20 protein-coding genes are annotated in these 21,574 nt (G+C 67.3%); 6 read left to right on the forward strand and 14 right to left on the reverse strand.

What is annotated here, in order from left to right; all coding sequences use genetic code 11:
* The first annotated feature begins 538 nt into the window (after nt 1–538).
* Together PVW49_RS12815 and PVW49_RS12820 are read left to right on the forward strand one after the other, a co-directional pair.
* A complete protein-coding gene (locus tag PVW49_RS12815; protein WP_274590720.1) occupies nt 539–1,579 on the forward strand; it encodes a hypothetical protein in 1,041 nt (346 codons plus the stop codon).
* On the forward strand, nt 1,576–2,799 hold the full coding sequence (locus PVW49_RS12820) for a GNAT family N-acetyltransferase (protein ID WP_274590721.1): 1,224 nt from the start codon (nt 1,576–1,578) through the stop codon (nt 2,797–2,799). Before PVW49_RS12815 ends, PVW49_RS12820 begins: the two co-directional genes overlap by 4 nt.
* Nucleotides 2,800–2,801: 2 nt before the next feature.
* Here PVW49_RS12820 and PVW49_RS12825 read toward each other — a convergent pair whose 3' ends face one another.
* Nucleotides 2,802–3,155, reverse strand: a complete 354-nt coding sequence (locus PVW49_RS12825; RefSeq protein WP_274590722.1) for a type II toxin-antitoxin system RelE/ParE family toxin — start codon at nt 3,153–3,155, stop codon at nt 2,802–2,804.
* The gene (locus PVW49_RS12830; RefSeq protein ID WP_048535571.1) at nt 3,145–3,402 is read right to left on the reverse strand and encodes a type II toxin-antitoxin system ParD family antitoxin; all 258 of its coding nucleotides are present in this window, start codon (nt 3,400–3,402) and stop codon (nt 3,145–3,147) included. The genes PVW49_RS12825 and PVW49_RS12830 overlap by 11 nt, the downstream gene beginning before the upstream one ends.
* 191 nt (nt 3,403–3,593) lie before the next feature.
* Between PVW49_RS12830 and PVW49_RS12835 the strand changes: the two genes are divergently transcribed.
* The 3 genes from PVW49_RS12835 to PVW49_RS12845 all read left to right on the forward strand — a co-directional run bounded on the left by PVW49_RS12835 (nt 3,594) and on the right by PVW49_RS12845 (nt 7,128).
* The gene (locus PVW49_RS12835; RefSeq protein ID WP_053083416.1) at nt 3,594–4,595 is read left to right on the forward strand and encodes a class 1 fructose-bisphosphatase; all 1,002 of its coding nucleotides are present in this window, start codon (nt 3,594–3,596) and stop codon (nt 4,593–4,595) included.
* A gap of 167 nt (nt 4,596–4,762) precedes the next feature.
* Nucleotides 4,763–6,331 (forward strand): tyrosinase family protein, encoded by a 1,569-nt coding sequence (locus tag PVW49_RS12840; protein ID WP_274590723.1) that lies wholly within the window; start codon nt 4,763–4,765, stop codon nt 6,329–6,331.
* Entirely contained in the window at nt 6,328–7,128 is an 801-nt protein-coding gene (locus PVW49_RS12845) for a copper chaperone (RefSeq protein WP_274590724.1), read from the forward strand. The genes PVW49_RS12840 and PVW49_RS12845 overlap by 4 nt, the downstream gene beginning before the upstream one ends.
* A 46-nt stretch (nt 7,129–7,174) precedes the next feature.
* Here PVW49_RS12845 and PVW49_RS12850 read toward each other — a convergent pair whose 3' ends face one another.
* From PVW49_RS12850 to PVW49_RS12880, 7 genes are all read right to left on the reverse strand, one after another.
* The gene (locus tag PVW49_RS12850; protein WP_074838053.1) at nt 7,175–8,167 is read right to left on the reverse strand and encodes an ABC transporter substrate-binding protein; all 993 of its coding nucleotides are present in this window, start codon (nt 8,165–8,167) and stop codon (nt 7,175–7,177) included.
* Nucleotides 8,168–8,207: 40 nt separating this feature from the next.
* Complete coding sequence (locus PVW49_RS12855) at nt 8,208–9,053, reverse strand: ABC transporter permease (protein ID WP_274563812.1); 846 nt, start codon at nt 9,051–9,053, stop codon at nt 8,208–8,210.
* Nucleotides 9,050–10,045: an ABC transporter permease gene (locus PVW49_RS12860; protein WP_371399025.1), complete on the reverse strand. Its 996-nt coding sequence runs from the start codon at nt 10,043–10,045 to the stop codon at nt 9,050–9,052. The genes PVW49_RS12855 and PVW49_RS12860 overlap by 4 nt, the downstream gene beginning before the upstream one ends.
* A 141-nt stretch (nt 10,046–10,186) precedes the next feature.
* Nucleotides 10,187–10,984, reverse strand: a complete 798-nt coding sequence (locus tag PVW49_RS12865) for an ABC transporter ATP-binding protein (RefSeq protein ID WP_048535578.1) — start codon at nt 10,982–10,984, stop codon at nt 10,187–10,189.
* 197 nt (nt 10,985–11,181) lie between these two features.
* Nucleotides 11,182–12,636 (reverse strand): dihydropyrimidinase, encoded by a 1,455-nt coding sequence (gene hydA / locus PVW49_RS12870; RefSeq protein ID WP_074838050.1) that lies wholly within the window; start codon nt 12,634–12,636, stop codon nt 11,182–11,184.
* A gap of 55 nt (nt 12,637–12,691) precedes the next feature.
* Entirely contained in the window at nt 12,692–12,976 is a 285-nt protein-coding gene (locus tag PVW49_RS12875) for a GIY-YIG nuclease family protein (protein ID WP_274590725.1), read from the reverse strand.
* Between the two features lie 336 nt (nt 12,977–13,312).
* Complete coding sequence (locus PVW49_RS12880) at nt 13,313–14,563, reverse strand: Zn-dependent hydrolase (RefSeq protein ID WP_274590726.1); 1,251 nt, start codon at nt 14,561–14,563, stop codon at nt 13,313–13,315.
* A 148-nt stretch (nt 14,564–14,711) separates the two neighbouring features.
* On the opposite strand from PVW49_RS12880, the gene PVW49_RS12885 reads away from it, so the two are divergent.
* The gene (locus PVW49_RS12885; RefSeq protein ID WP_074838042.1) at nt 14,712–15,365 is read left to right on the forward strand and encodes a TetR family transcriptional regulator C-terminal domain-containing protein; all 654 of its coding nucleotides are present in this window, start codon (nt 14,712–14,714) and stop codon (nt 15,363–15,365) included.
* A 10-nt stretch (nt 15,366–15,375) separates the two neighbouring features.
* Here PVW49_RS12885 and preA read toward each other — a convergent pair whose 3' ends face one another.
* The 5 genes from preA to PVW49_RS12910 form a co-directional block, all read right to left on the reverse strand.
* Nucleotides 15,376–16,683 carry an NAD-dependent dihydropyrimidine dehydrogenase subunit PreA gene (preA, locus tag PVW49_RS12890; protein WP_074838040.1) on the reverse strand — a complete coding sequence of 436 codons (1,308 nt, stop codon included), beginning with the start codon at nt 16,681–16,683 and terminating at the stop codon, nt 15,376–15,378.
* A gap of 171 nt (nt 16,684–16,854) precedes the next feature.
* Nucleotides 16,855–18,165 (reverse strand): NAD(P)-dependent oxidoreductase, encoded by a 1,311-nt coding sequence (locus tag PVW49_RS12895; protein WP_074838037.1) that lies wholly within the window; start codon nt 18,163–18,165, stop codon nt 16,855–16,857.
* Nucleotides 18,166–18,753: 588 nt separating this feature from the next.
* Nucleotides 18,754–20,088 carry a sigma-54-dependent transcriptional regulator gene (locus PVW49_RS12900; protein ID WP_274590727.1) on the reverse strand — a complete coding sequence of 445 codons (1,335 nt, stop codon included), beginning with the start codon at nt 20,086–20,088 and terminating at the stop codon, nt 18,754–18,756.
* A 13-nt stretch (nt 20,089–20,101) separates the two neighbouring features.
* Nucleotides 20,102–20,227, reverse strand: coding sequence for a hypothetical protein (locus tag PVW49_RS12905; RefSeq protein ID WP_274590728.1), 126 nt, complete (start codon nt 20,225–20,227; stop codon nt 20,102–20,104).
* The gene (locus tag PVW49_RS12910; protein ID WP_274590729.1) at nt 20,224–21,573 is read right to left on the reverse strand and encodes a c-type cytochrome; all 1,350 of its coding nucleotides are present in this window, start codon (nt 21,571–21,573) and stop codon (nt 20,224–20,226) included. The genes PVW49_RS12905 and PVW49_RS12910 overlap by 4 nt, the downstream gene beginning before the upstream one ends.
* Between the last annotated feature and the right edge of the window lies 1 nt (nt 21,574).

Raw genomic sequence — 21,574 nt, forward strand, 5'->3', positions numbered from 1 at the left:
CGCTGCCGGAGCCACCAGAGCCCGACCCGCCAGAGCCGGAGCCTTTGCTGCCACCGCTGCCGGAGCCGCCGGTTCCCGAGCCACCCGTTCCCGAACCCTTGGTGCCGCCGCTTGGATCAAATTCGTAAATTGTATCGCCTGGATCATTAATGTCGGTCATGTCGCTGACGTATCCTTTCAAAAATCTCCGCGTGCGGCCCCCAAAAGCACCGATCCCGGCTGACCGGCCCCACTTACGCCTCTGTTTTCCCCAACGTGAAGAAGCTATCCTTCCGCGACTCTTGTCGCAAAAGAGTTATGATTTTCCCCTATATTTTCAGATTATTGCGCGCGTTTCGGAAACGACGGCGGCGCCGGCAGGGGATTGTCGCGAAAATCGCGGCCAATGGCCAACGGGCCCATTCCGCGAATTTCGCGATTCGCGCCGCGGCAATGACGCAATTGCCAAGACTTTGTCCTAATCCTGCCGCGAAGCGCGGTTACGCAGGTCGGCATTGAAGTCAAATAAACAGAGTTGGAAATGGGGGCGCCGTAGGGAATGAAACGCCGACACAAGGAGCGCATTGCCGGGATCCTCGACCGGGCGGAAAGGTTTTTCGGTCAGAAAGTGGTGCGGGCCACCGCGCCCGGCGGCTCGGGCCGGTCGAGTTACCGGCTGATCTTCGAGGATCGCACCGTGATCGCCACCCTGCGCCCGAACTTCCGCCGCACCCATCTCGAGGCCTTCGTGCTGAAACGGCTGGCGCAGGACTGCGGCGACACGCCGGAATGCCTGGGCGTCGATGGCGAGCTGATGTTCCAGTCGGATGTCGGCGGCGAGCGGCTCAACCTCGCGATTGCCGAGGCCACGCCGGAGCGCCGCCTGGCCCTCGCCGGCGAAGCGGTTGCGGCGATCTTTCGCATTCAGGAGGCCGGGCGCAAGCAGGCCTTGCAGAACGCGCTGCCGCATCTCGGGCAGAACCGCGACTGGATCGACAACCTGGTCCAGTCCACCGCCGCGCTGGCCGAGTTTTCCCGCGGCCGCAGCGCCGGGCTCGATCATGCGGCGCTGGCCACAAGACTTGATTTTCCCGGCCGGCAATTCGTCAAATGGGATTGCCGGTCGGGCAATGCGGCGATTGGCACCGACGGCCGGCTGCGCTGGTTCGATTTCGAATATTCCGGCGCCCGCCACGGTGCCGAGGACATCGCCTGGCTGATCGGCGACGAGGCCTGGCCGCTGAGCCCGGCGGCGATGGAACAGGTGGTGATCGATTGTTTCGATCCCGGCTGCGGCCATGACCGCGACGCCTATCTCGATTATCTCGCGTTCTACCTGACCTTTCATTGCATCCAGCGCTTCAAGCTGATCGTCAAGGAGGCGCGCAAGCGCGGCTGGATCGCCAAGGCGCGGGTGCGCAAATACGACGATGCCGGGGTGCACCCGGAATTCGCCGTGCAGATCTGTCGCGTCGGCGCCTATTTCGCCAGCCGCCGCCCGGACACCGCGCCGATCGGCCGCGATTTCGAAGAGACCGGCACGGTCTTTCTCAACATTCTCAAGGACGGCCTGCGTCAGGCCGAAACGGTGACCGCATGACCCTGCAATCGCCCGCCCCCGCCGAGGCAAGCGCCATTGCCGTGCGCCTTGTCGACACCCCCGCCGGCCTCGATGCGCTGCGCCCGGTCTGGGAGGAATTGCAGGCCCGCGACCCCGAGGCCACGATCTTTCTCACCTGGGAATGGATGGCGCAGGCGTTTCGCGCCCATCCCTATCGCTGGACCGTGCTGGTGGCCGAAGACCCGCGCCATCCGGGCCGCGCGCTCTGTCTTCTGCCGCTGAAATACCGCACCCACTGGAGCCGCAGCCGCGCCGAGTTTCAGACCGAGCTCGAGGCCGGCGGCCGGCTGCTCTGGAGCGAATACACCGGCTTTCTGTGCCACCCCGAGCACGAGGCCGCCGCCCTGCGCGCGGTGACCGATCACCTGGCCGGCATGCCCTGGATGAAATTCTCGATGCGCTACGTGGCGCAGGACCGGCGCTGCCGGCTGTTCACCGATGCCTTTGCGGCCAAAGGGTTCGACGTCAGCTACAAGGAATACCTGATCAACAGGAAGACCACCGACAATCTGGTCTGTCCGCAGGTCGATCTGCCCGAGGACTTTTCGGCCTACATGGCCAATCAGGTCAGCGCCAACCGCCGGCAGAAATACGCCCGGCTGAAACGCGACCACGTCGACAGCGGTGCCATGCACATCACCCGGGCCGACGGCGCCGACTTTGCCGAGGCGCTCGACGTGATGATCGGCCTGTGGAAGCTGCGCTGGCAGCCGCAGAAAGGCGAAAAGACCGCCGACCGGGTTGCCGGCAACTACCGCGACGTGCTGACCGCCGCGCATGAGATCGGCGCCGTCTTCCTGCCGATCCTTTGGAAAGGCGACCGGCCGCTGGGCGCGCTGGGCCATGTGATCGACCGGCGCAACGGCGTGGCGCATTTCATCGCCGGCGGCCGCGATCCCGCGGCCGAGGAAAAGGGCATCGGCCAGTTGCTGCATTTCCACAGCATCGACTGGGCGATCGACCAGGGGCTGATCTGTTACGATTTCTGTCACGGCAACGAGCGCTACAAGTACAGCTATGGCGCTGTCGACACGCCGGTGCTGTATTTCGAGATCAAGCGGACGGACTATGACCCGGCGCTGGCCTTTGATTTCATCTGCGCCGGGGCGGCGCTGCGGCGGATGGAAGAGTTCCTGCAAAAGGGCAAGACCGAGGCGGCGATGAAGGCCTGCGCCCAGCTCGCCCGGGTGCTGTCCTGACGTTACGGCCCGCCTGACAACAGCCGCAACAGGATGTGGCTGTGGTGATCCTGCCCGCCAAAGAACACCGCGAGCACGCGCAGGATCCGGCGGTCGTCGTCGGTGTCGAAGTAGATCACCGCGCGGCCCTTGGTGACATTGCGCACGGCCTGGCCCAGATGCGGCCGCAGCGTGCCCTGATGCGGCGCGCGGCCCAGCGCGTCGAGCGCCCGCTCGATCTCGGCCAGCCGGGCCTCGGCCAGCGCAAAGGCGCGGTCCGGGCTTTCGCCGAACCCTTCGGCGGCTTCGGTGAGAAAATCGAAGATCAGTTCCAGATCGCGCCCGACAGCCGCCGCGCGCAGCACCTCATAGGCCACGTTCGGCCCGTTTGCGCGCGATCATCTCTTGCGTGCCGGCCCGCCCCTCTTGCGGCGTGACAAAGCCGCCGGCCTGCCGTTCCGCCAGCAGCGCGCGCAGGGCATCGCTGGTTTCCGACTGGTTGCGCAACAGTTCCAGCCCCTGTTGCAACACCGCGCTCAGGCTTGCATAGCGGCCCTCGGCCACCAGCGATCTTGCATAGGCCTCCTGGGCCTCGGTCAGGGAAATCGATGCTTTCACGCTCATCCACGGGCTCCCGAATGCTACTGAGTAGTATATATGGCCTCGCCCCGGCCCCGGTCAATGGCGCGGGGTGCGGCCGTGGCGGCGGCGCCTTGGCGCCGGAGACGCAATCGGGATTTTTCTCGCGCGGCTGCCTTTGCGTCACCGGGCCAAGCCGGTATTCAGGCCAAAACGCCAGCCCCCAGAGGAGCCCCATGACCCTGCCCCCGATGACGCTCGCCGCCGATGGCGAGATCGCCGCGCCGAAACTGACGCAATTTCTGGCCGATCAGGCGGGGGAGGATGCCGGCAAGCAGGCGCTCGCCGGCGTGATCCGCACCTTTGCCCGCGCCGCCATACCGCTGGCCGCGCGGCTGGGTCAGGGCCGCCTGCCCGGCGACCCCACCGCCATCGTCGGCACCAATGAATCCGGCGACAAGCAAAAGGCGCTGGACATGGCGGCGCATGACTATCTGATCGAGGCGCTGCGCGAGGTTTCGGTGGCGCGGGTGCTGTCGGAGGAATCCGAAGAGGTGATCGCGCTCGACCCGGAGGGGCTGTTCGATGTGGCGATGGATCCGATCGACGGATCCGGCAGCATCGGCATCGGCGCGCCCCTTGGGGCGCTGTTCTGCGTCTTTCCCGCCGGCGAGAGCTTTCTGCGGCCGGGGCGCGAGGTGATCGCGGCCGGCTATGTCTCCTTCGGTCATTCGGTCGACATGGGTTTTTCCATGGGCCAGGGCGTGGCGATTGCCACGCTCGATCAGGCCAGCGGTCAGTTCTACGTCGACGATCAGGGGGTTTCGATCAAGGAAGAGACCTCGGTTGTCGCCTTCAACGCCTCGAACATCCGCCGCTGGACCCCGCCGCTGCAATATTACGCCGAAGACCTGCTGCGCGGCCCCGAAGGCGCGCGCGGGCGCGAGTTCAACATGCGCTGGATCGCGGCGGCGGTGGGCGATGTCCACCGGGTGCTGCGCTCGGGCGGCATGTTCCTCTATCCCGCCGACCGCCGGCCAGGCTATGAGGAAGGTTATCTGCGGCTGGCCTACGAGGCCTTTCCCATCGCCTATCTGATGGAACAGGCCGGCGGCGCCGCCAGCGACGGCTTTACGCCGATCCTCGATCTGGTGCCCGGCCATCTGCACGACCGGGTGCCGCTGTTCTTTGGCAGCAAGGGCGAGGTGGCGGCGCTCGAAGGCTATCTGTCGAAATAACCCTATGCCAGAGCCCGGCCCGACATGGGGGCCCGGCAAATTGATTTCAACTTTAGCGGTTTTTGTGCTACCATCGCACCACTACCGGTAAGATAAACCGCGCCGCATTTTCGGCGCGGCTGTCCGGCAGTTCGATTGACCGCATCGCATTTGCAAAGGATATTGCCATGTCCGACACCCGTACCCGTCAGAATGTCTTTGATCTCGGAGACTCCTGGGCCGCGCCGATCCTGTGGTATGCCCGCGCCGTCAAGGCGATGAAGGCCCGGCCGCTGGCCGAGCCGACCAGCTGGAATTTCTTTGGCGCGATCCACGGCATCTGGCGCGATCTCTGGGATCACTACGGGCTGACCGATCCCTCCGAGCCCGACCCCGACGCCACGCTCACCCGCACCTTTCTGAACCAGTGCCAGCACCAATCCTGGTATTTCCTGCCCTGGCACCGTGGCTATCTTTTGGCGCTGGAAGAGGTGTTGCGCGCCGAGATCAAGGCGCAGAACGGGCCGCATGAGAGCTGGGCCCTGCCCTACTGGAATTATTTCGGCGAGGGCCAGAACCTGCTGCCGCCGGCGTTTCGCTCCCCCGACTGGCCCGACGGCACGGGCGACAACCCGCTGTTTGTCGCGCAGCGCTGGGGCGTGATGGGCGGGCAGACCCCGTTCGACGTGGGCAGCGCCACCGATCTCAAGCCGATGCAGGATCCGGTTTATACTGGGCCGGGCGGCGGCGTCAGCACCGGTTTTGGCGGGCCCTCGACCGGCTTCAACTGGAACGGCGGCAACAGTGGCGGCTGCGAATCCGCGCCACACAACACCGTGCACGGACTGGTGGGCGGGCGCGACCCCGACGGCGGCCTGTTTCAGGGCGGGCCGCTTCTGGGGCTGATGTCGACGCCGATTTCGGCCGCGCTCGACCCGGTCTTCTACCTGCACCATTGCAACATCGACCGGCTGTGGGAGAGCTGGAACCGCTTTCCCGCCGACAAGCCCAAGGCGGATCCCAGCGATTTCACCAACCCCAACAACCTCGACTGGCTCGACGGACCCGAGAGCCTTGGCCAGCGCGGCTTTGCCATGCCGAAACCGGACGGCAGCCCCTGGCCCTACACGCCGAAAGTGATGCGCAAGCTCGCCGATCTGGGCTATGATTACGACGATCTGACACCGGGCGCCGCGGCGCCGGTGCTGGTGGCCGCCGAGACCCGGATGCGGACCCTGGGCATGGCGGAGCGCGCGGGAGGCGCCGGAATGGCAGATAGGAACAAATCGGAAATGGTCGGCGCCAGCGACGAAGGCCTCTCGCTGTCGGGCAGCGCGGCCCAGCGCACCACGGTGCGCACCGATCCCGCCGCCCGCGCCCGCATGGCCGACAGCCGCGATCCCGGCACCCGTTCCGCCCCGGATCGGGTGTTTCTCAACCTCGAAAACATCACCGGGCTGGACGATGCGACGCTGTTTCATGTCTTTCTCGGCCCGGCCGGCGGCGACGAGGCGGCGCAGCACAAGGCCGGCACCGTCTCGCTCTTTGGTGTGCGGCAGGCCAGCGCGCCCGACGCCGAACATGCCGGCAGCGGGCTGAACGCCGCGCTGGAGATCACCGAGATCGTCGATCTTCTGCACCTGCAAGGCGGTTTCACCGCCGAGGCGCTCTCGGTCCGGCTGGTGCCGCTGGACCCGGTGCCCGAGGCCGGCCGCATCCACATCGGCCGCATCAGCATCCACCGGCAGCACGAGTGACCGCCCGGCCCCGCATCACCACTCCGGCCCGGCGCGAGCGGCTGAGAACCGCCCTGCCGCTCGCGCTTCTGGCCCTGCCGGCCTGGGGGCTTCTGGCGCTGGGAAACACCGGCCTGGCACTATCCCCGCTCTGTTCCCCGGGCCGGATCTGGTCTTTGCCCTCGCCCGAGAGCCTCGGCTTTTTCTTTACCTATGTGCCGCCCGGCACGCTGGCGCTTGGCTGGGCGCTGATGGTGGCGGCGATGATGCTGCCGACGCTCTTGCCGGTGCTGGGCCATGTCCGGGCCCGGACCTTCGCCGATCTGCGCCCGGTGGCCGAATGTCTGGTGCTGGCGGGCTATTTCGGCGTCTGGATGGCGGCCGGCGTCGGGCTGATCGGGCTGGCGCTGGGCCTGCGGCTGCTGTCGGGCGTGCCGCTCTGGCCGCTGGCGCTGGGGCTGGCGCTGCTCTGGCAGGCCAGCCCGGCCAAACAGCGCGCGCTCAACCGCTGCCATCGCCGTCCGGTTCTGGCCGGGTTCGCGCCGTGGCTCTGGCGCGACGCGCTGTGGCTGGGCGCGCGCAGCGGCGGCGCCTGCCTGACAAGCTGCGCGCCGCTGATGCTCTTGGGGTTGATGCTGCCGGGCGGCCATTTCGGCGTCATGCTGGCACTGTCGCTCTGGATCTGGGCCGAGCGGCTGGAGCCGCCGCGCCCGCCCGGCTGGCGGTTCTGCTGGCCGCGCCGGGCCTTGTGCCTGCTGCGCCACCGGCTGGCCCAGCCGCACCGCCGGCACCCGGAGACCGCCGGCGCAACGGTCTGAGACTGGCTGGCCCGGCAGGTTCCCCACCGGGCCGGCCCGGTGCCGCTCAGTTCAGCGCGGCGTCGGTGATTTCGGAGGTCCAGGCACCCTCGGGCTGCTTGGTGATCACCGGATCGGAGCCACCGGCCAGCAAAGTGTCGACCGTGCGCTGGTAATCCTCTTCCGCCAGCGCGCCGTTCGATCCGGCGGTGAGCTTGGCGACCTCGCCCATCATGCGGATCTGGTGCTCTTCGGTCTGGGCGCCGGTCTCGTCATAATCGAGCACGATCATGGCCGCCTCTTCCGGGTTTTCCTCGGCCCATTTCCAGCCCTGCATCGAGGCGCGGACGAATTTCTCCATCTTGGCCACGAAGTCGGGATCCTCGAGATCCTCTTCCAGCACGTAAAGCCCGTCCTCCATGGTGGCGACGCCCTGATCCTGGTACTTGAAGGTCACCAGCTCCTCGGGCGCGACGCCGGCATCGATCACCTGCCAATATTCATTGTAGGTCATGGTCGAGATGCAATCGGCTTGGCGCTGCAACAGCGGATCGACGTTGAAGCCCTGTTTCAGCACCTCGACCGAGCCTTCGGCCTTGCCGTCGGTGGCGACGCCGAGGCTGCTCATCCACGACAGGAACGGGTATTCATTGCCAAAGAACCAGACGCCGAGGGTGCGGTTGTCGAGGTCTTCGGGGCCTTCGATGCCGGCGTCCTTCCAGCAGGTCAGCATCATGCCCGAGCTCTTGAACGGCTGGGCGATATTGACCAGCGGCAGCCCGTTTTCGCGCGCCGCCAGCGCCGCCGGCATCCATTCGACGATCACATCGGCGCCGCCACCGGCGATCACCTGCGTGGGCGCGATGTCGGGCCCGCCGGGCAGCACGGTGACGTTGAGGCCCTCGTCGTCGTAATAGCCGTTTTCCAGCGCCACGTAATAGCCGGCGAATTGCGACTGGGTCACCCATTTCAATTGCAGGGTCACGTCCTGATCCTGCGCCAGGGCGGCGCCGGTAAGCGCCGTCGAGGCCAGCGCGGCGGCAAGGAAGGTCTGTTTCATGATCGTCTCTCCTGTTGGACTTGTCTTATTGTTTCGCCGGTCAGCCCCGCTGCGAGGGATGCCAGAAGGTCAGGGTCTTCTCGGTCAGCGCGATGATCCCGTAGACCAGCGTGCCGGTGAGCGCCGCCACAAGGATTGCCGACCAGACCAGCCCGAGGTCAAGCTGTCCGATCGAGGTCGAGATGCGAAATCCCAGCCCCAGCGTCGGCGAGCCGAAGAACTCGGCAACGATGGCGCCGATCAGCGCCAGCGTCGAGGTGATCTTCAACCCGTTGAAGATGAAGGGCAAGGCCGCAGGCAGGCGCAGGCTGCGCAGGGTCTGGCCCCAGCCGGCGGCATAGGTGCGCATCAGGTCGCGCTGCATGGCCGAGGTTTCCTGAAGGCCGGCGACAGTGTTCACCAGCATCGGGAAATAGACCATGAGCACCACCACCGCCGCCTTGGACTGCCAGCCGAAGCCGAACCACATCACCAGGATCGGCGCGGTGCCGACAATCGGCAGGGCGGCCATGAAATTGCCCAGCGGCAGCAGCCCCCGGCGCAGGTAGTCGAAGCGGTCGACCAAAAGCGCCGTCAGAAAGGCCGCACCGCAGCCGATCACCCAGCCGGCCAGCGCGCCCTTGAGGATGGTCTGCACGAAATCGCCCCAGAGCATCACCAGGTTGCCGGCAAAGGTGGCCGCGATCTGGCTGGGCGGCGGCAGGATCACCGTCGGCACGCCCAGGCCGCGCACGATCAGCTCCCACATCACCAGCAGCGTCGCGCCAAAGATCAGCGGCACCGCCAGCCGCACCGCGCGGCTGTCATACGCCGGCCCGTTGGCCAGCCGAAGATTGAGCAGCCAGCCGGCGGCCCACACCGCCAGGGCTCCGATCACCTGTGTCATGCGCCCATCCCCATCCGCTGCAAGGCCCGGCGTTCGACCGCGCTGATCGCCCAGACCAGAAGCGCCGCCAGCGCCGCCGCCAGAAACAGCGCCGACCAGATCTGCACCGTCTGGCCATAATAACTGCCGGCCAGCATCCGCGCGCCGAGCCCGCCCTTCTGCACCGGCAATTCGCCGACGATGGCGCCGACGAGGCTGGCCGCCACGGCGATCTTGAGCGAGGCGAAGAGATAAGGCACCGAAGCCGGCAGCCGCAGCTTGGCCAGCACCGTGCCGGGCGAGGCATTGTAGGTGCGCATCAGGTCCATCTGCATGGCGTCGGGGCTCCTGAGCCCCTTGACCATGCCGACCACCACCGGAAAGAACGACAGGTAAGCCGAGATCACCGCCTTGGGCAGCAGCCCCTGAACGCCCACCGAATAGAGCACCACGATGATCATTGGCGCCAGCGCGACGATCGGGATGGTCTGGCTGACGATGGCCCAGGGCATCACCGACATGTCCATGACCCGGGAATGCACGATCCCCACCGCCAGGAGGATGCCGAGGCCGGTGCCGATCAGGAAACCCACCAGCGTGGCGTTGAGCGTGACCAGCGCGTGATGCAGCAGGCCCCGGTTCGACAGGCTGCCCGAGTTCACCAGGCCGCGGCGGCCCTGGGTCTCTTCCACCCAGGTCGATTTGTAGAGCTCGGCCACCACCTGATGCGGCGCCGGCAGGCGCGGGCGGTCGAGCGACCAGCTTTCGCCGAGCGCATGCGGATTGCCGGCGACCAGCGACCAGGTGCCCATGTCGCGCCGCGCCACGGCGCTCTCGGGCTGGACGGTCACCCCGGCGCGTTCCGCCCGGGTCAGCACCTCCTGCACGTTCATCGGCACCACGGCGAGATACCACAGGCCGATCAACGCAAGGACCACCGCCAACACCGGCGGCAGGCCCCACCGCGTCCCCGACGCGGCGCGGGCGCTCGTGACGGCTGCGGCTTCAGTCATGGTGCACCTCCTTGACCGCGGGGTCCCGGGGCAAGCCCGGGACGGATGTCTCAAGCACCACACGCCCCGGCCGCCGCGCCGGGGCCTCGCCTCTGGCCGCGAGGTTCCGGGTCAGGCCCGGGACGGGAAAGGCCGGCGCGCTCATTCCTCGTACCCCGCGCGCAGGCCCTCGCGCACGCGGTGCGCGATTTCGATGAACTCGGGCGTGTCGCGGATGTCGAGCGGGCGCTCGGCCGGCAGCGGGCTCTCGATCACGTCGGTGATCCGCCCGGGCCGCGGCGACATCACCACGATATGGGTCGAGAGATAGACCGCCTCGGGGATCGAATGGGTGACGAAGCCGATGGTCTTCTGGGTCCGCGCCCAGAGCCGCAGCACCTCTTCATTGAGCCGGTCGCGCACGATCTCGTCGAGCGCGCCGAAAGGCTCGTCCATCAACAGCAGATCGGCATCGAAGGCCAGCGCCCGGGCAATCGACGCCCGCTGCTGCATGCCGCCCGAGAGCTGCCAGGGGAATTTCTTCTCGAAACCGCCGAGATCGACCAGATCGAGCACCCGGGCGATGCGCTCTTTCTGTTCCGCCCGGGAAAACCCCATGATCTCCAGCGGCAGGGCGATATTGCGGCCGATGCTGCGCCAGGGATAGAGCCCCGCCGCCTGAAACACATAGCCATAGGCCCGCGCCCGGCGGGCCGCATCGGGGGTCATGCCGTTGACCGTCAGGCTGCCGCCGGTGGGCTGCTCCAGCGCCGCGATACAGCGCAGAAAGGTGGTCTTGCCACAGCCCGAGGGGCCGATGAAGCTGACAAAGGCGCCTTTCGGGATGTCGAGCGTGATGTCGCGCAGCGCATGAACCGGGCCGTCATTGGTCTCGAAGGTCAGGTCGAGATGGTCGGCGCGGATCACGATCTCTGCGGCTGCCTTGGCCGGTCTGTCCATGGATATCACCTTGGGGTCGGCCTGGGGGGCGGGAATGCTCACGGGTTGGGTGTCTCCTCTTGATCCTTGCCACGGCTGTCACAGAAGGCAAGCCGCATGTCGCCGGGCCGGCACGCGGCCCGCCTAGCCAGACGCCGGCCGCCGGCGGAACACGCGGCGGCGGTGCCGCTGCTGCACCGGGGGCGCGCCACCGGTCGTCAGACCCCGCTCGCCGGAATGCCCGAGCGTTCCACCGGACGCGGCGCGGTCAGCTCCTTCCACCTCGACAGCGCCTTGTTGGTGGCGGTATTGGGCGTGCGTTTGACAAATTCGCCATGGCCCTCCTGGCTGCGCAGCTCGCCGTCATGCACCGCCACATGGCCGCGCGTCAGGGTAAAGCGCGGCAGGCCCTTGACCTCCTTGCCCTCGAAGACGTTGTAATCGATCGCCGAAACCTGTGTGTCGGCGTGAATGGTCTTGGTCTTTTCCGGATCCCAGACCACGATATCGGCATCCGCCCCGGGCAGGATCGCGCCTTTCCGCGGGTAGCAGTTCAGCACCTTGGCGACATTGGTCGAGGTCACGGCGACAAATTCCTCGGGCGTCAGCCGGCCGGTCTCGACACCATGGGTCCAGAGCATCGGCATCCGGTCCTCGAGCCCGCCGGTGCCATTGGGGATCTTGGTGAAATCGCCGACGCCATAGCGTTTCTGCTCGGTGGTAAAGGCGCAATGGTCCGTCGCCACGACCGAGAGCGAGCCGGCTTGCAATCCGGCCCAGAGGCTGTCCTGGTGCTTCTGGTTGCGGAACGGCGGCGACATGACGCGGCGGGCGGCGTGGTCCCAATCCTTGTTCATGTATTCGCTGTCATCCAGCGTCAGATGCTGGATCAGCGGCTCGCCCCAGACCCGCTTGCCCTGCTGGCGGGCGCGGCGGATGGCCTCATGCGCCTCTTCACAGGAGACATGGACGATATAGAGCGGCACGCCGGCCATGTCGGCGATCATGATGGCGCGGTTGGCGGCCTCGCCTTCGACCTGCGGCGGGCGGGAATAGGCATGTGCCTCCGGCCCGGTGTTGCCCTCGGCCAGCAGCTTCTGCTGAAGATCGGCCACCACATCGCCGTTCTCGGCATGGACCATGGCAATGCCGCCCAGCTCGCCGATCCGCTGGAAGCTGGCGTACATCTCGTCATCCTGCACCATCAGCGCGCCCTTGTAGGCCATGAAGTGCTTGAAGGTGTTGATGCCGCGCTCCTTGACCACGGTCTCCATCTCGTTGAACACCTGTTCGCTCCACCAGGTGACGGCCATGTGGAAGCTGTAATCGCAATGCGCCCGGGTGGATTTGTTGTCCCACATCTTGAGCGCGTCGAGCAGGCCCTGGCCGGGGCTGGGCAGGGCGAAATCCACCACCATCGTGGTGCCGCCGGCCAGCGCGGCACGGGTGCCGCTGTCGAAATCATCGGTGGAATAGGTGCCCATGAAAGGCATTTCCAGGTGGGTGTGCGGGTCGATGCCGCCGGGCATGACATAACAGCCGCTGGCGTCGAGGGTTTCGTCGCCTTTCAGGTCGGGGCCGATCTCGGCGATAACGCCGTTTTCGACCAGCACATCGGCCTTGTAGGTCCGGTCGTGGGTGACGATGGTGCCGTTCTTGATGACTTTGCTCATGTGTGTGTCTCCTCCGGTCGCCCGTCCCGGCCATGCGCCGGGATCTCACCGGCGGCTACTCGGGAACGAGATGTGTGATGTCCCGCCACTGCGGGTCGTGTTCCATGATCAGCGCGTCTTTCCACGCGCGCCGCCAGTGTTTGAGACGGCGTTCGCGCAAGAGCGATGTCTCGAAATCCGCATGCGCCTCGAACCAGACCAGGGTGCGGATGTTGTAGCGCTCCGTGTGCCGCGAGAGCCCGGCGCAATGCGCCGCGATCCGGGCGCGCAGGTTGCGGCTGCGGCCGATGTAGATCGCGCCGCCCGGCCGCGATGCCAGGATGTAGACGAAATGCCCCATGCCCGATGGTGGGCAGCGCCGGGTTAACGCCACGTGAATCCCGGGGCGGGGCCTCCCGGTCAGCCACGAGGTCCCGGATCAGGTCCGGGACGCGAGGGGCGGGTGACACGCGGCGGGGCAAACACGCCTCCGTTCGCGGGCCGCGCCCCGGCCCCCGCGCCGGGGCCTCCCGGTCAGCCATGAGGTCCCGGATCAGGTCCGGGACGGGGGGTGTGGATGACACGCGCCGGGGCAAACACGCCTCCATTCGCCGGCCACGCCCCGGCCCCCGCGCCGGGGCCTCGCTCTCCGCCAAGAGGTCCCGGATCAGGTCCGGGACGGGAGAGACGTGAAACCTCACCCCTCGATCCCCGCCGTTTCCACCACCGCATGCAGCAGGACATCGGCCCCGGCCTTGGCCCACGCCTTCGAGATCTCCTCGGCCTCGTTGTGCGACAGCCCGTCGACGCAGGGGCACATCACCATCGCCGTCGGCGCCACCCGGTTGATCCAGCAGGCGTCATGCCCCGCGCCGGAGATGATGTCGCGATGCGAATAGCCCAGCCGCTCGGCCGCCGCGCGCACCGCCGTCACGCAGCCTTCGTCAAAGGTCACCGGATCGAAGCCGCCGACCTTTTCGAAGGCGACCTCGAGCCCCATCTCGTCGCAGATCGCCCGCGCCTCCTTGCGGAGCCGCGCTTCCATGTCCTCGATCACAGCAAGCTCGGGCGAGCGGAAATCGACGGTGAACACCGCCTTGCCGGGGATCACGTTGCGCGAATTGGGAAAGACCTCGATATGGCCCGCCGCGCCCACCGCATCGGGCTTGTGCGACCAGGCGATCTCGTCGACCTTGTCGAGGATGCGCGCCATGCCGAGCCCGGCGTTCTTGCGCATCGGCATCGGCGTCGAGCCGGTGTGGCTCTCCTTGCCGGTCACCGTCACCTGGGTCCAGCTTAGGCCTTGGCCGTGGGTGACGACGCCGATGTCCTTGCCCTCGGCCTCGAGGATCGGCCCCTGCTCGATATGCAGCTCAAAGAAGGCGTGCATCTTGCGGGCGCCCACCTCTTCCTCGCCCTTCCAGCCGATCCGCGCCAGTTCGTCACCGAATTTTTTGCCGTCGTGATCCTCGCGGTCATACGCCCAGTCCTGGGCGTGAACCCCGGCAAAGACGCCGGACGCCAGCATGGCGGGGGCAAAACGCGTGCCCTCCTCGTTGGTCCAGTTGGTGACCACGATCGGGTGCCTGGTCCGGATGTCCAGATCGTTCAGCGTGCGCAGGATCTCCAGCCCGCCCAGCACCCCCAGCACGCCGTCATATTTGCCGCCGGTGGGCTGGGTGTCGAGATGGCTGCCCACATAGACCGGCAGCGCCTCGGGGTCGCTGCCTTCGCGCCGGGCGAACATGTTGCCCATCTGATCCAGCCCCATCGAACAGCCCGCCGCCTCGCACCAGCGCTGAAACAGCGCCCGGCCCTCGCCGTCCTCGTCGGTCACGGTCTGGCGGTTGTTGCCGCCGGCCACGCCAGGGCCGATCCTGGCCATCTCCATGAGACTGTCCCAAAGACGGTCGCCATCGACGGTCATGTTGGCTGTCGGTTCGGTCATGTCACCCCCTGTCGGTGATAAAGGCCCTTCGGGCTCTCATTGAATTTGACCAATCGGTCAAAAGAACGCTACCACGGGTGAGAAGTCAGTCAAGGCACTCTCGGCTGTGGCAGGCAATTGGTTTATTTTTGGGCAGGAATTCCACGGCATGACGGAGACTTCGGCAATCGCGCAAGGCGCGGCCCGCCGCACGGCGAACGGCAAATCGCGCACCCGGATTCAGCTTCGCAACCGCGAGCGCATCCTTCAGGCCGCCTTGCAGGTCTTTTCGCAATACGGCTTTCGCGGCGCGACCCTCGATCAGATCGCCGGCGAATCCGGCCTCTCCAAGCCCAACCTGCTGTATTATTTTCCCTCCAAGGAGGCGATGCACCAGGATTTGTTGCAGGCGCTGCTGACCGCCTGGCTCGACCCGCTGCGCGCGCTGGATGCCAGCGGCGACCCGCTCGAGGAAATCCTGGCCTATGTGAAGCGCAAGCTCGAGCTGGCCCGCGACTACCCGCGCGAAAGCCGGCTGTTCGCCAACGAGATCCTGCAAGGCGCGCCGCGCATCCTGCCGATCCTCGAAACCGACCTGCGCGCGCTGGTCGACGAGACGGCCGAGACGATTCGCGGCTGGTGCGCCGCCGGCCGGCTGGCGCCGGTCGATCCGGTGCATCTGATCTTCTCGATCTGGGCGCTGACCCAGCATTACGCCGATTTCCAGGTGCAGGTCACGGCGGTGCTGGGCCAGGACAACCCCTTCGAGGCGGCGGAGGCGCATCTGGAGACGCTGTTCCGCCGCCTGCTGACACCAGGGTGAAGCAGCGGCGTCACTCTGCCGCCTGCGGTGCCATCGGGTTGTTGGGATGGGTGGTCCAGTTGGCATAGTCCTCCTGCACCACGCGGCCGGTGCGCGGATCGACGGCGCCGGCGGCCAGCCGCTCCATCGAGATGCAGTTCTCGACCGGGCAGACATCGACGCAGAGGTTGCAGGCGACACATTCCGCGTCGATCACCTCGAAGGTGCGGTCGGGTGTCATCGCGATGGCCTGGTGCGAGGTGTCCTCGCAGGCGGCATAACAGCGGCCGCATTTGATACAGGCCTCCTGATCGATCCGCGCCTTGGTGACATAGTTGAGATTCAGGTATTGCCAGTCGGTGACATTGGGCACCGCCATGCCGACAAAATCCTCGACCCGGGCAAAGCCCTTTTCGTCCATCCATTCGCTGAGGCCGCGTTTCATCTCTTCGACGATCTTGAAGCCATAGGTCATGGCGGCGGTGCAGACCTGGACGTTGCCGGCGCCGAGCGCGATGAATTCGGCCGCATCGCGCCAGGTGGTCACCCCGCCGATGCCCGAGATCGGCAGGCCCCGGGTCTCGGGGTTGCGGGCAATCTCCGAAACCATCGACAGGGCGATCGGCTTGACCGCCGGGCCGCAATAGCCGCCATGGCTGCCCTTGCCGTCGATCGTCGGCTCCGGCGCGAAATTGTCGAGATCGATCGAGGTGATCGAATTGATCGTGTTGATCAGGCTCACCGCATCGGCGCCGCCGTTCCTGGCCGCCGTCGCCGGCTTGCGGATGTCGGTGATGTTGGGGGTCAGCTTGACGATGACGGGCCGGTCATAGTTCTGCTTGCACCAGCGGGTCACCATCTCGATGTATTCCGGCACCTGGCCCACGGCCGAGCCCATGCCGCGTTCCGACATGCCGTGCGGACAGCCGAAATTCAGCTCGATGCCGTCGGCGCCGGTCTCGGCCACCCGCGGCAGGATCGCCTTCCAGGCCGCCTCTTCGCAAGGCACCATGATCGAGGCAATGAGCGCCCGGTCGGGATAATCCGCCTTGACCCGCGCCATTTCCTCGAGGTTGACCTCGAGCGGCCGGTCGGTGATCAGCTCGATGTTGTTGAGCCCCAGCAGCCGCCGGTCGGCGCCGTAGATCGCGCCATAGCGGGGGCCGTTGACATTGACGACCGGCAGGCCCTCTTCGCCGAGCGTCTTCCAGACGACTCCGCCCCAGCCGGCCTCGAAGGCGCGGCGGACGTTGTATTCCTTGTCGGTCGGCGGCGCCGAGGCCAGCCAGAACGGGTTGGGTGAGGATATTCCGAGGAAATTGGTGGTCAGGTCAGCCATGGGTCAGGTCTCCGAAATCTTGGTGCAGCGCCGCGGATCTTGCTCTCCGCGCCCCGGACCCCGATCCGGGGCCTCCTGGGCGGCGCTTGAAACGAACGCCCCGGATCACTCTCCGGGACAGGCCCCGGATCAAAGTCCGGGACAGGCCCCGGAACGCGGTCCGGGGCGGGGTCATGCCTGCATCAGCGCGGCGTGGATGTCCTCGGCGGCGTCGCGCCCCTCGGCCACGGCCACCACCGTCAGGTCTTCACCCGGCGTGCAATCGCCGCCGGCCCAGACACCCGCGATGCCGCTGCGCCCGGCACCAGCCACGGCGATCTTGCCGCGCTCCAGCCCGAGATCGCCCAGCGGCACCAGCATCTGCCCGATGGCGCGCAACACCTGGTCGGCGGGCAGCTCGATGCGCTCGCCGGTGCCTTGCAGCCGGCCGTCCACGTCGGCGGTGTATTCCAGCACCATGGTACCATCTTCCAGCGCCACCGGCATCACATTGCTGATGATCCGCACGCCTTTCGAGGCCGCCAGGTCCTGCTCGAATTTCGAGGCCCCCATCCGGTCGCGGTCGCGGCGATAGGCCAGCGTCACGTTCTCGGCGCCCAGCAGCCGCGCCTGCACCGCGGCATCGACCGCCGTCATGCCGCCGCCGATCACCACCACGTTGCGCCCCACCGGCAGCGCGCGCAGATCGCCGGCCTGGCGCAGCGCCGCGATGAAATCCACCGCATTCGCCGCCTCCGCGTCACCGGGCATCTCCAGCGCATTCACCGCGCCAAGCCCGATCCCGAGGAACACCGCGTCATGGCCCTCGCGCAGCGCGTCGAGCGACAGATCCCCGCCCAGCATCCGGCCATAGGCGATCTCGATGCCGCCGATTCCCAGCAGCCAGTCCACCTCGCGCGCAGCGAAATCATCGGTCGTCTTGTAGGCGGCAAGGCCGTATTCGTTGAGCCCGCCGGGCTTTTCCTTGGCCTCGTAGATGGTGACCTTGTGGCCCTTCATCGCCAGCCGGTGGGCACAGGCCAGCCCCGCCGGCCCGGCGCCGACCACCGCCACATGTTTCCCGGTCGCAGCGGCACGGACAAAGGGATGGCCCTGCCGCGTCATCATCGCATCGGTGGCAAAGCGTTGCAGCCGCCCGATCTCGACCGGCTTGCCCTCGGCCATCTCGCGCACGCAGGCCTGTTCACAAAGCGTCTCGGTCGGGCAGACCCGGGCGCACATGCCGCCAAGGATGTTCTGTTCCAGAATCGTCCGCGCCGCCGCCTCGGGCTGGCCGGTGGAGATCTGCCGGATGAACAGCGGAATGTCGATGTCGGTGGGGCAGGCGGTGATGCAGGGCGCATCGTGACAGAAGTAGCAGCGGTCCGCCGCCACATGGGCTTCGTGTTGATCGAGCGGCGGATGCAGGTCCGCGAAGTTCGCCTCTATCTCCTCGGTCGTGAGCCGCCCTGCGGCCACACCTGGGGTCAATGGGTGGGTCATGTCGTCTCCCTGTTCTTTTTTGACAGCCTGCCACAGATCAAAATTTTATCAAACGGTAAAAAATTGAAATGCGCAAAATTCCTGCAAACGGGGCCAGCGGACGCATCCGCCCCGGCCCTCGCGCCGGGGCCTCGAGCATCCGGCCCACTTGCCGATCCCCGAAACGCCGTCACCTTCGCGCCCCCCGGGGCACCGCTTCCGCAGGCCGGGAGGTCCCGGGGCAAGCCCGAGACGGGTATCCTGCCCCGCCCTTTCGAGCCCCCCGCCCCGGCCCCCGCGCCGGGGCCTCACACATCCGGCCCACTTGCCGATTCTCGAATCGCCATCACCTTCGCGCCCCCCGGGGTCAACCGCCTCCGAAAGCCGGGAGGTCCCGGGGCCAGCCCGGGACGGGTATCCTGACCTACCCTTTCGAGCCCCCCGCCCCGGCCCCCGCGCCGGGGCCTCGCGCCTCAGGACCGCATGCCGATTTGTGACAACCAGCCGCCTCACTCGGCGCGCAAACCACCATTTCCGCAAATCAAGTGGACCCGGAGCAGGTCCGGGACGGGCGCCTTGGCCCGCGCTGCCGCGCCGCCGCCCGCCGGTTCATTCCGCCCAGGCGGTCACCTTGCGATCGATGGTCTTGCGCGACACGCCGAGCCGCCGCGCGGCCTCGGCGCGATTGCCGTCGCAGAGATCGAGCACATGCAGCACATGCCGCTGCACCACCAGATCGAGGTTCTCGATGGCCTGCGCCCCGGTCACCGCGCCATGGCCCGCGAACTCGTCCGGGAAGCCGCCGAGGATCACCGACCGCTCGATCAGGTTCTTCAACTCGCGCACATTGCCGGGCCAATCGTAGCGCCGGAGCTTGAGGAGCGTCTCCTCGTCGAGCGCCAGCCCCGGCATCCCGAGCGTGGTGGCGAACTGGCGCATGAAAAGCGCCGCCAGCTCGACGATATCCTCGGAGCGTTCGCGCAGTGGCGGCATCTCGATCCGCATCACGTTGACCCGGTGATACAGGTCGGCGCGAAACCGCCCCGCCGCCACCACCGAGGCCAGATCGGCGTTGGTGGCAAAGAGAAACCGCAGGTTCAGCGGAATCTCGCGCTCTGCCCCGTCGGGCCGGATCTTCTGATCCTCCAGCACCCGCAGCAACGCCGCCTGCAAGGTCTCGGGCATCTGCGCCACCTCGTCGAGAAACAGCGTTCCGCCATCGGCCAGCAGCAGCAGCCCGGGTTTCAACCGCCCGTCGCCCTCGACCGTGCCGAACAGCTCGGGCACGATCCGGTCCACCGCGATGGCGGCGCAATTGACCGCCACGAACGGCTTTTCCGCCCGATCCGACAGCCCGTGCAACTGCCGCGCCGCCAGCTCCTTGCCGGTGCCGCTCTCGCCGGTAAAGAGCACCGGCGTCGGCAGGGGCGCCAGCCGATCGAGCAGCCCGCGTACCTCGGCCAGCGCCGGCGAGGCCCCCAGAAGCTTGCCCGCCCCCGCCCCGGCATGCAGCTCGCGGCGCAGCAGAAGGTTGTCGCGCCGCAGGTTCTTGCGGTCGAGCGTGCGCGCCATGGCGCCGAGGATCTGATTGGCGCGAAAGGGTTTCAGCACGAAATCCGACACCCCGGCCCGGAGCGCCGCAATCGCGGTCTCGAGATCGGCATAGGCGGTGATCAGGATGGTATCGGCAAAAAACCCGCGTCGCCGCTGCTCGGTCACCCAGTCGAGCCCGGTGCCCCCCGGCATGATATTGTCGAGGATCACCAGATCAAAATGATGCTCGTCCAGCGCCCGCGTCGCCTCGGCCGGTGACCCGGCACCGGAGACCCGCTTGACGCGCGGCTCGAGGATCTTGACGAGGAAATTGCGCATCCCCGGCTCGTCGTCGATCACCAGAACCTGCGCACCCGAGAGCGTGCCGCCAAACTCGTCCGAAGGGGTCATTGCCGCGCGCCGCTCACTGGACCCGGACATTCGGGCCGGAATAGGCCTCCTGCGCCGAGAACCCGAGTTCATGGAGCCCGTAATAGGCCGCGACGCCGATCAGGACGATGGCGGCAAGTCCGGCGAACATGGCTTTCATTCCTTGGCTTCCTTCGTGGTGGCGGTTTTCAGAAAGGCGATCAGATCGGCGCGGTCCTGCGCCCCGGCGATCACCTGCATCGGCATCTTCGAGCCGGGAATGTAATGGTCCGGGCCCTGATCGAACAGCGCGTCGATGGTCTCTTCGTTCCAGACAATCTCCGCCCCGTCCAACGTAGCGGAATAGCTGTAGCCTGGCAAAACCCCGGCGCGCCGGCCAAAAACGCCAAACAGGCTCGGCCCCGCCTTGCGCGACGGCCCCGGTTCCAGCGCGTGGCAGATCGAGCATTTGCGCATGAACTGGCGTTCGCCGTTGGGCATGGTCGCGGCATCGCGCAGGAACGATCTTTCGCCGGAGATCCCCGGCGCAAAGGCATCGAGGCTGGCCACCGGCCAGCCATAGCCCACGTCGTCGATACCGCCGGCATAGAGCATCGCGCCCTCGGGGCCGAAATCCAGCGCCCAGACCGGGCCCGCGCGGGTGGCGCGGAAATCGCGGGCGATCTGCCATCTGTCGGTGTCGACGATCATGATATAGCCCTGCCCGTCCCCCACCGCGAGCTGCGCGGTCTCCGCGTGCCAGGCCATGGCGAGGATCGGCCGGCGGTCGAGGGTGAAATCGGCGATCTCCGCGCCCGCCATGTCGACGATCCGCGTGCCGCCATCCACCGCGCCATAGGCGATCCAGCCGTCGCCCGCCACCAGCGTGTTGACCCCGAAGCCATGTTTCACCAGCGGCAGCGCCGCGCCGGTCGCCAGATCATAACGCAGGATCTCGCCGCCCGCCGTCCCGGCCAGCAGCACCGTGTCGCTGAGACAGGCCAGCGCGTTCACCGGCGCCCCGGGCGGGGCCAGCTCGCGCGCCGCACCGCCCTCCAGGGGCCAGATCCGCACGCTGCCGTCCCAGCTGCCGCTGGCCAGCCAGCCGCCCGAGGGCGCAAAGGCCAGCGCCGCCACCTTGCCGCGATGCCGCCCGAGCTCCCGCGCACCGGCGCCCCCGGTCTGGTGCGACCCGCCCCGGACCTGATCCGGGGCCTCCTGGCCCGCCGCTTCGGGCTCCACCTCCACCTGCCAGAGCCGCACCGCGAAATCGTCCCCGCCCGAGGCCAGCAGACCTCCCGGCCCCCAGGCCAGCGCCGTCACCGCCGCCGCATGTCCTTCGAGCCATTGCGGCACCCGGCCGCGCCACAGCCCGACCGAATTGTCGAAACTGGCGCTGGCCACGCGGCCGTCCGGCGACACCGCCAGCGCCATCACCGGCCCGCCGTGGCCCTTGAGCGTGGTGAACTCGGCGGCCGACACCGCCGCCCCGCACACCAGTGCCAGCCCTGCAAGCGCCGCCCGCATG

It is taken from the genome of Marinovum sp. PR37 (assembly GCF_028807375.1).
GTDB classification, from domain to species: Bacteria; Pseudomonadota; Alphaproteobacteria; order Rhodobacterales; family Rhodobacteraceae; genus Marinovum; species Marinovum algicola.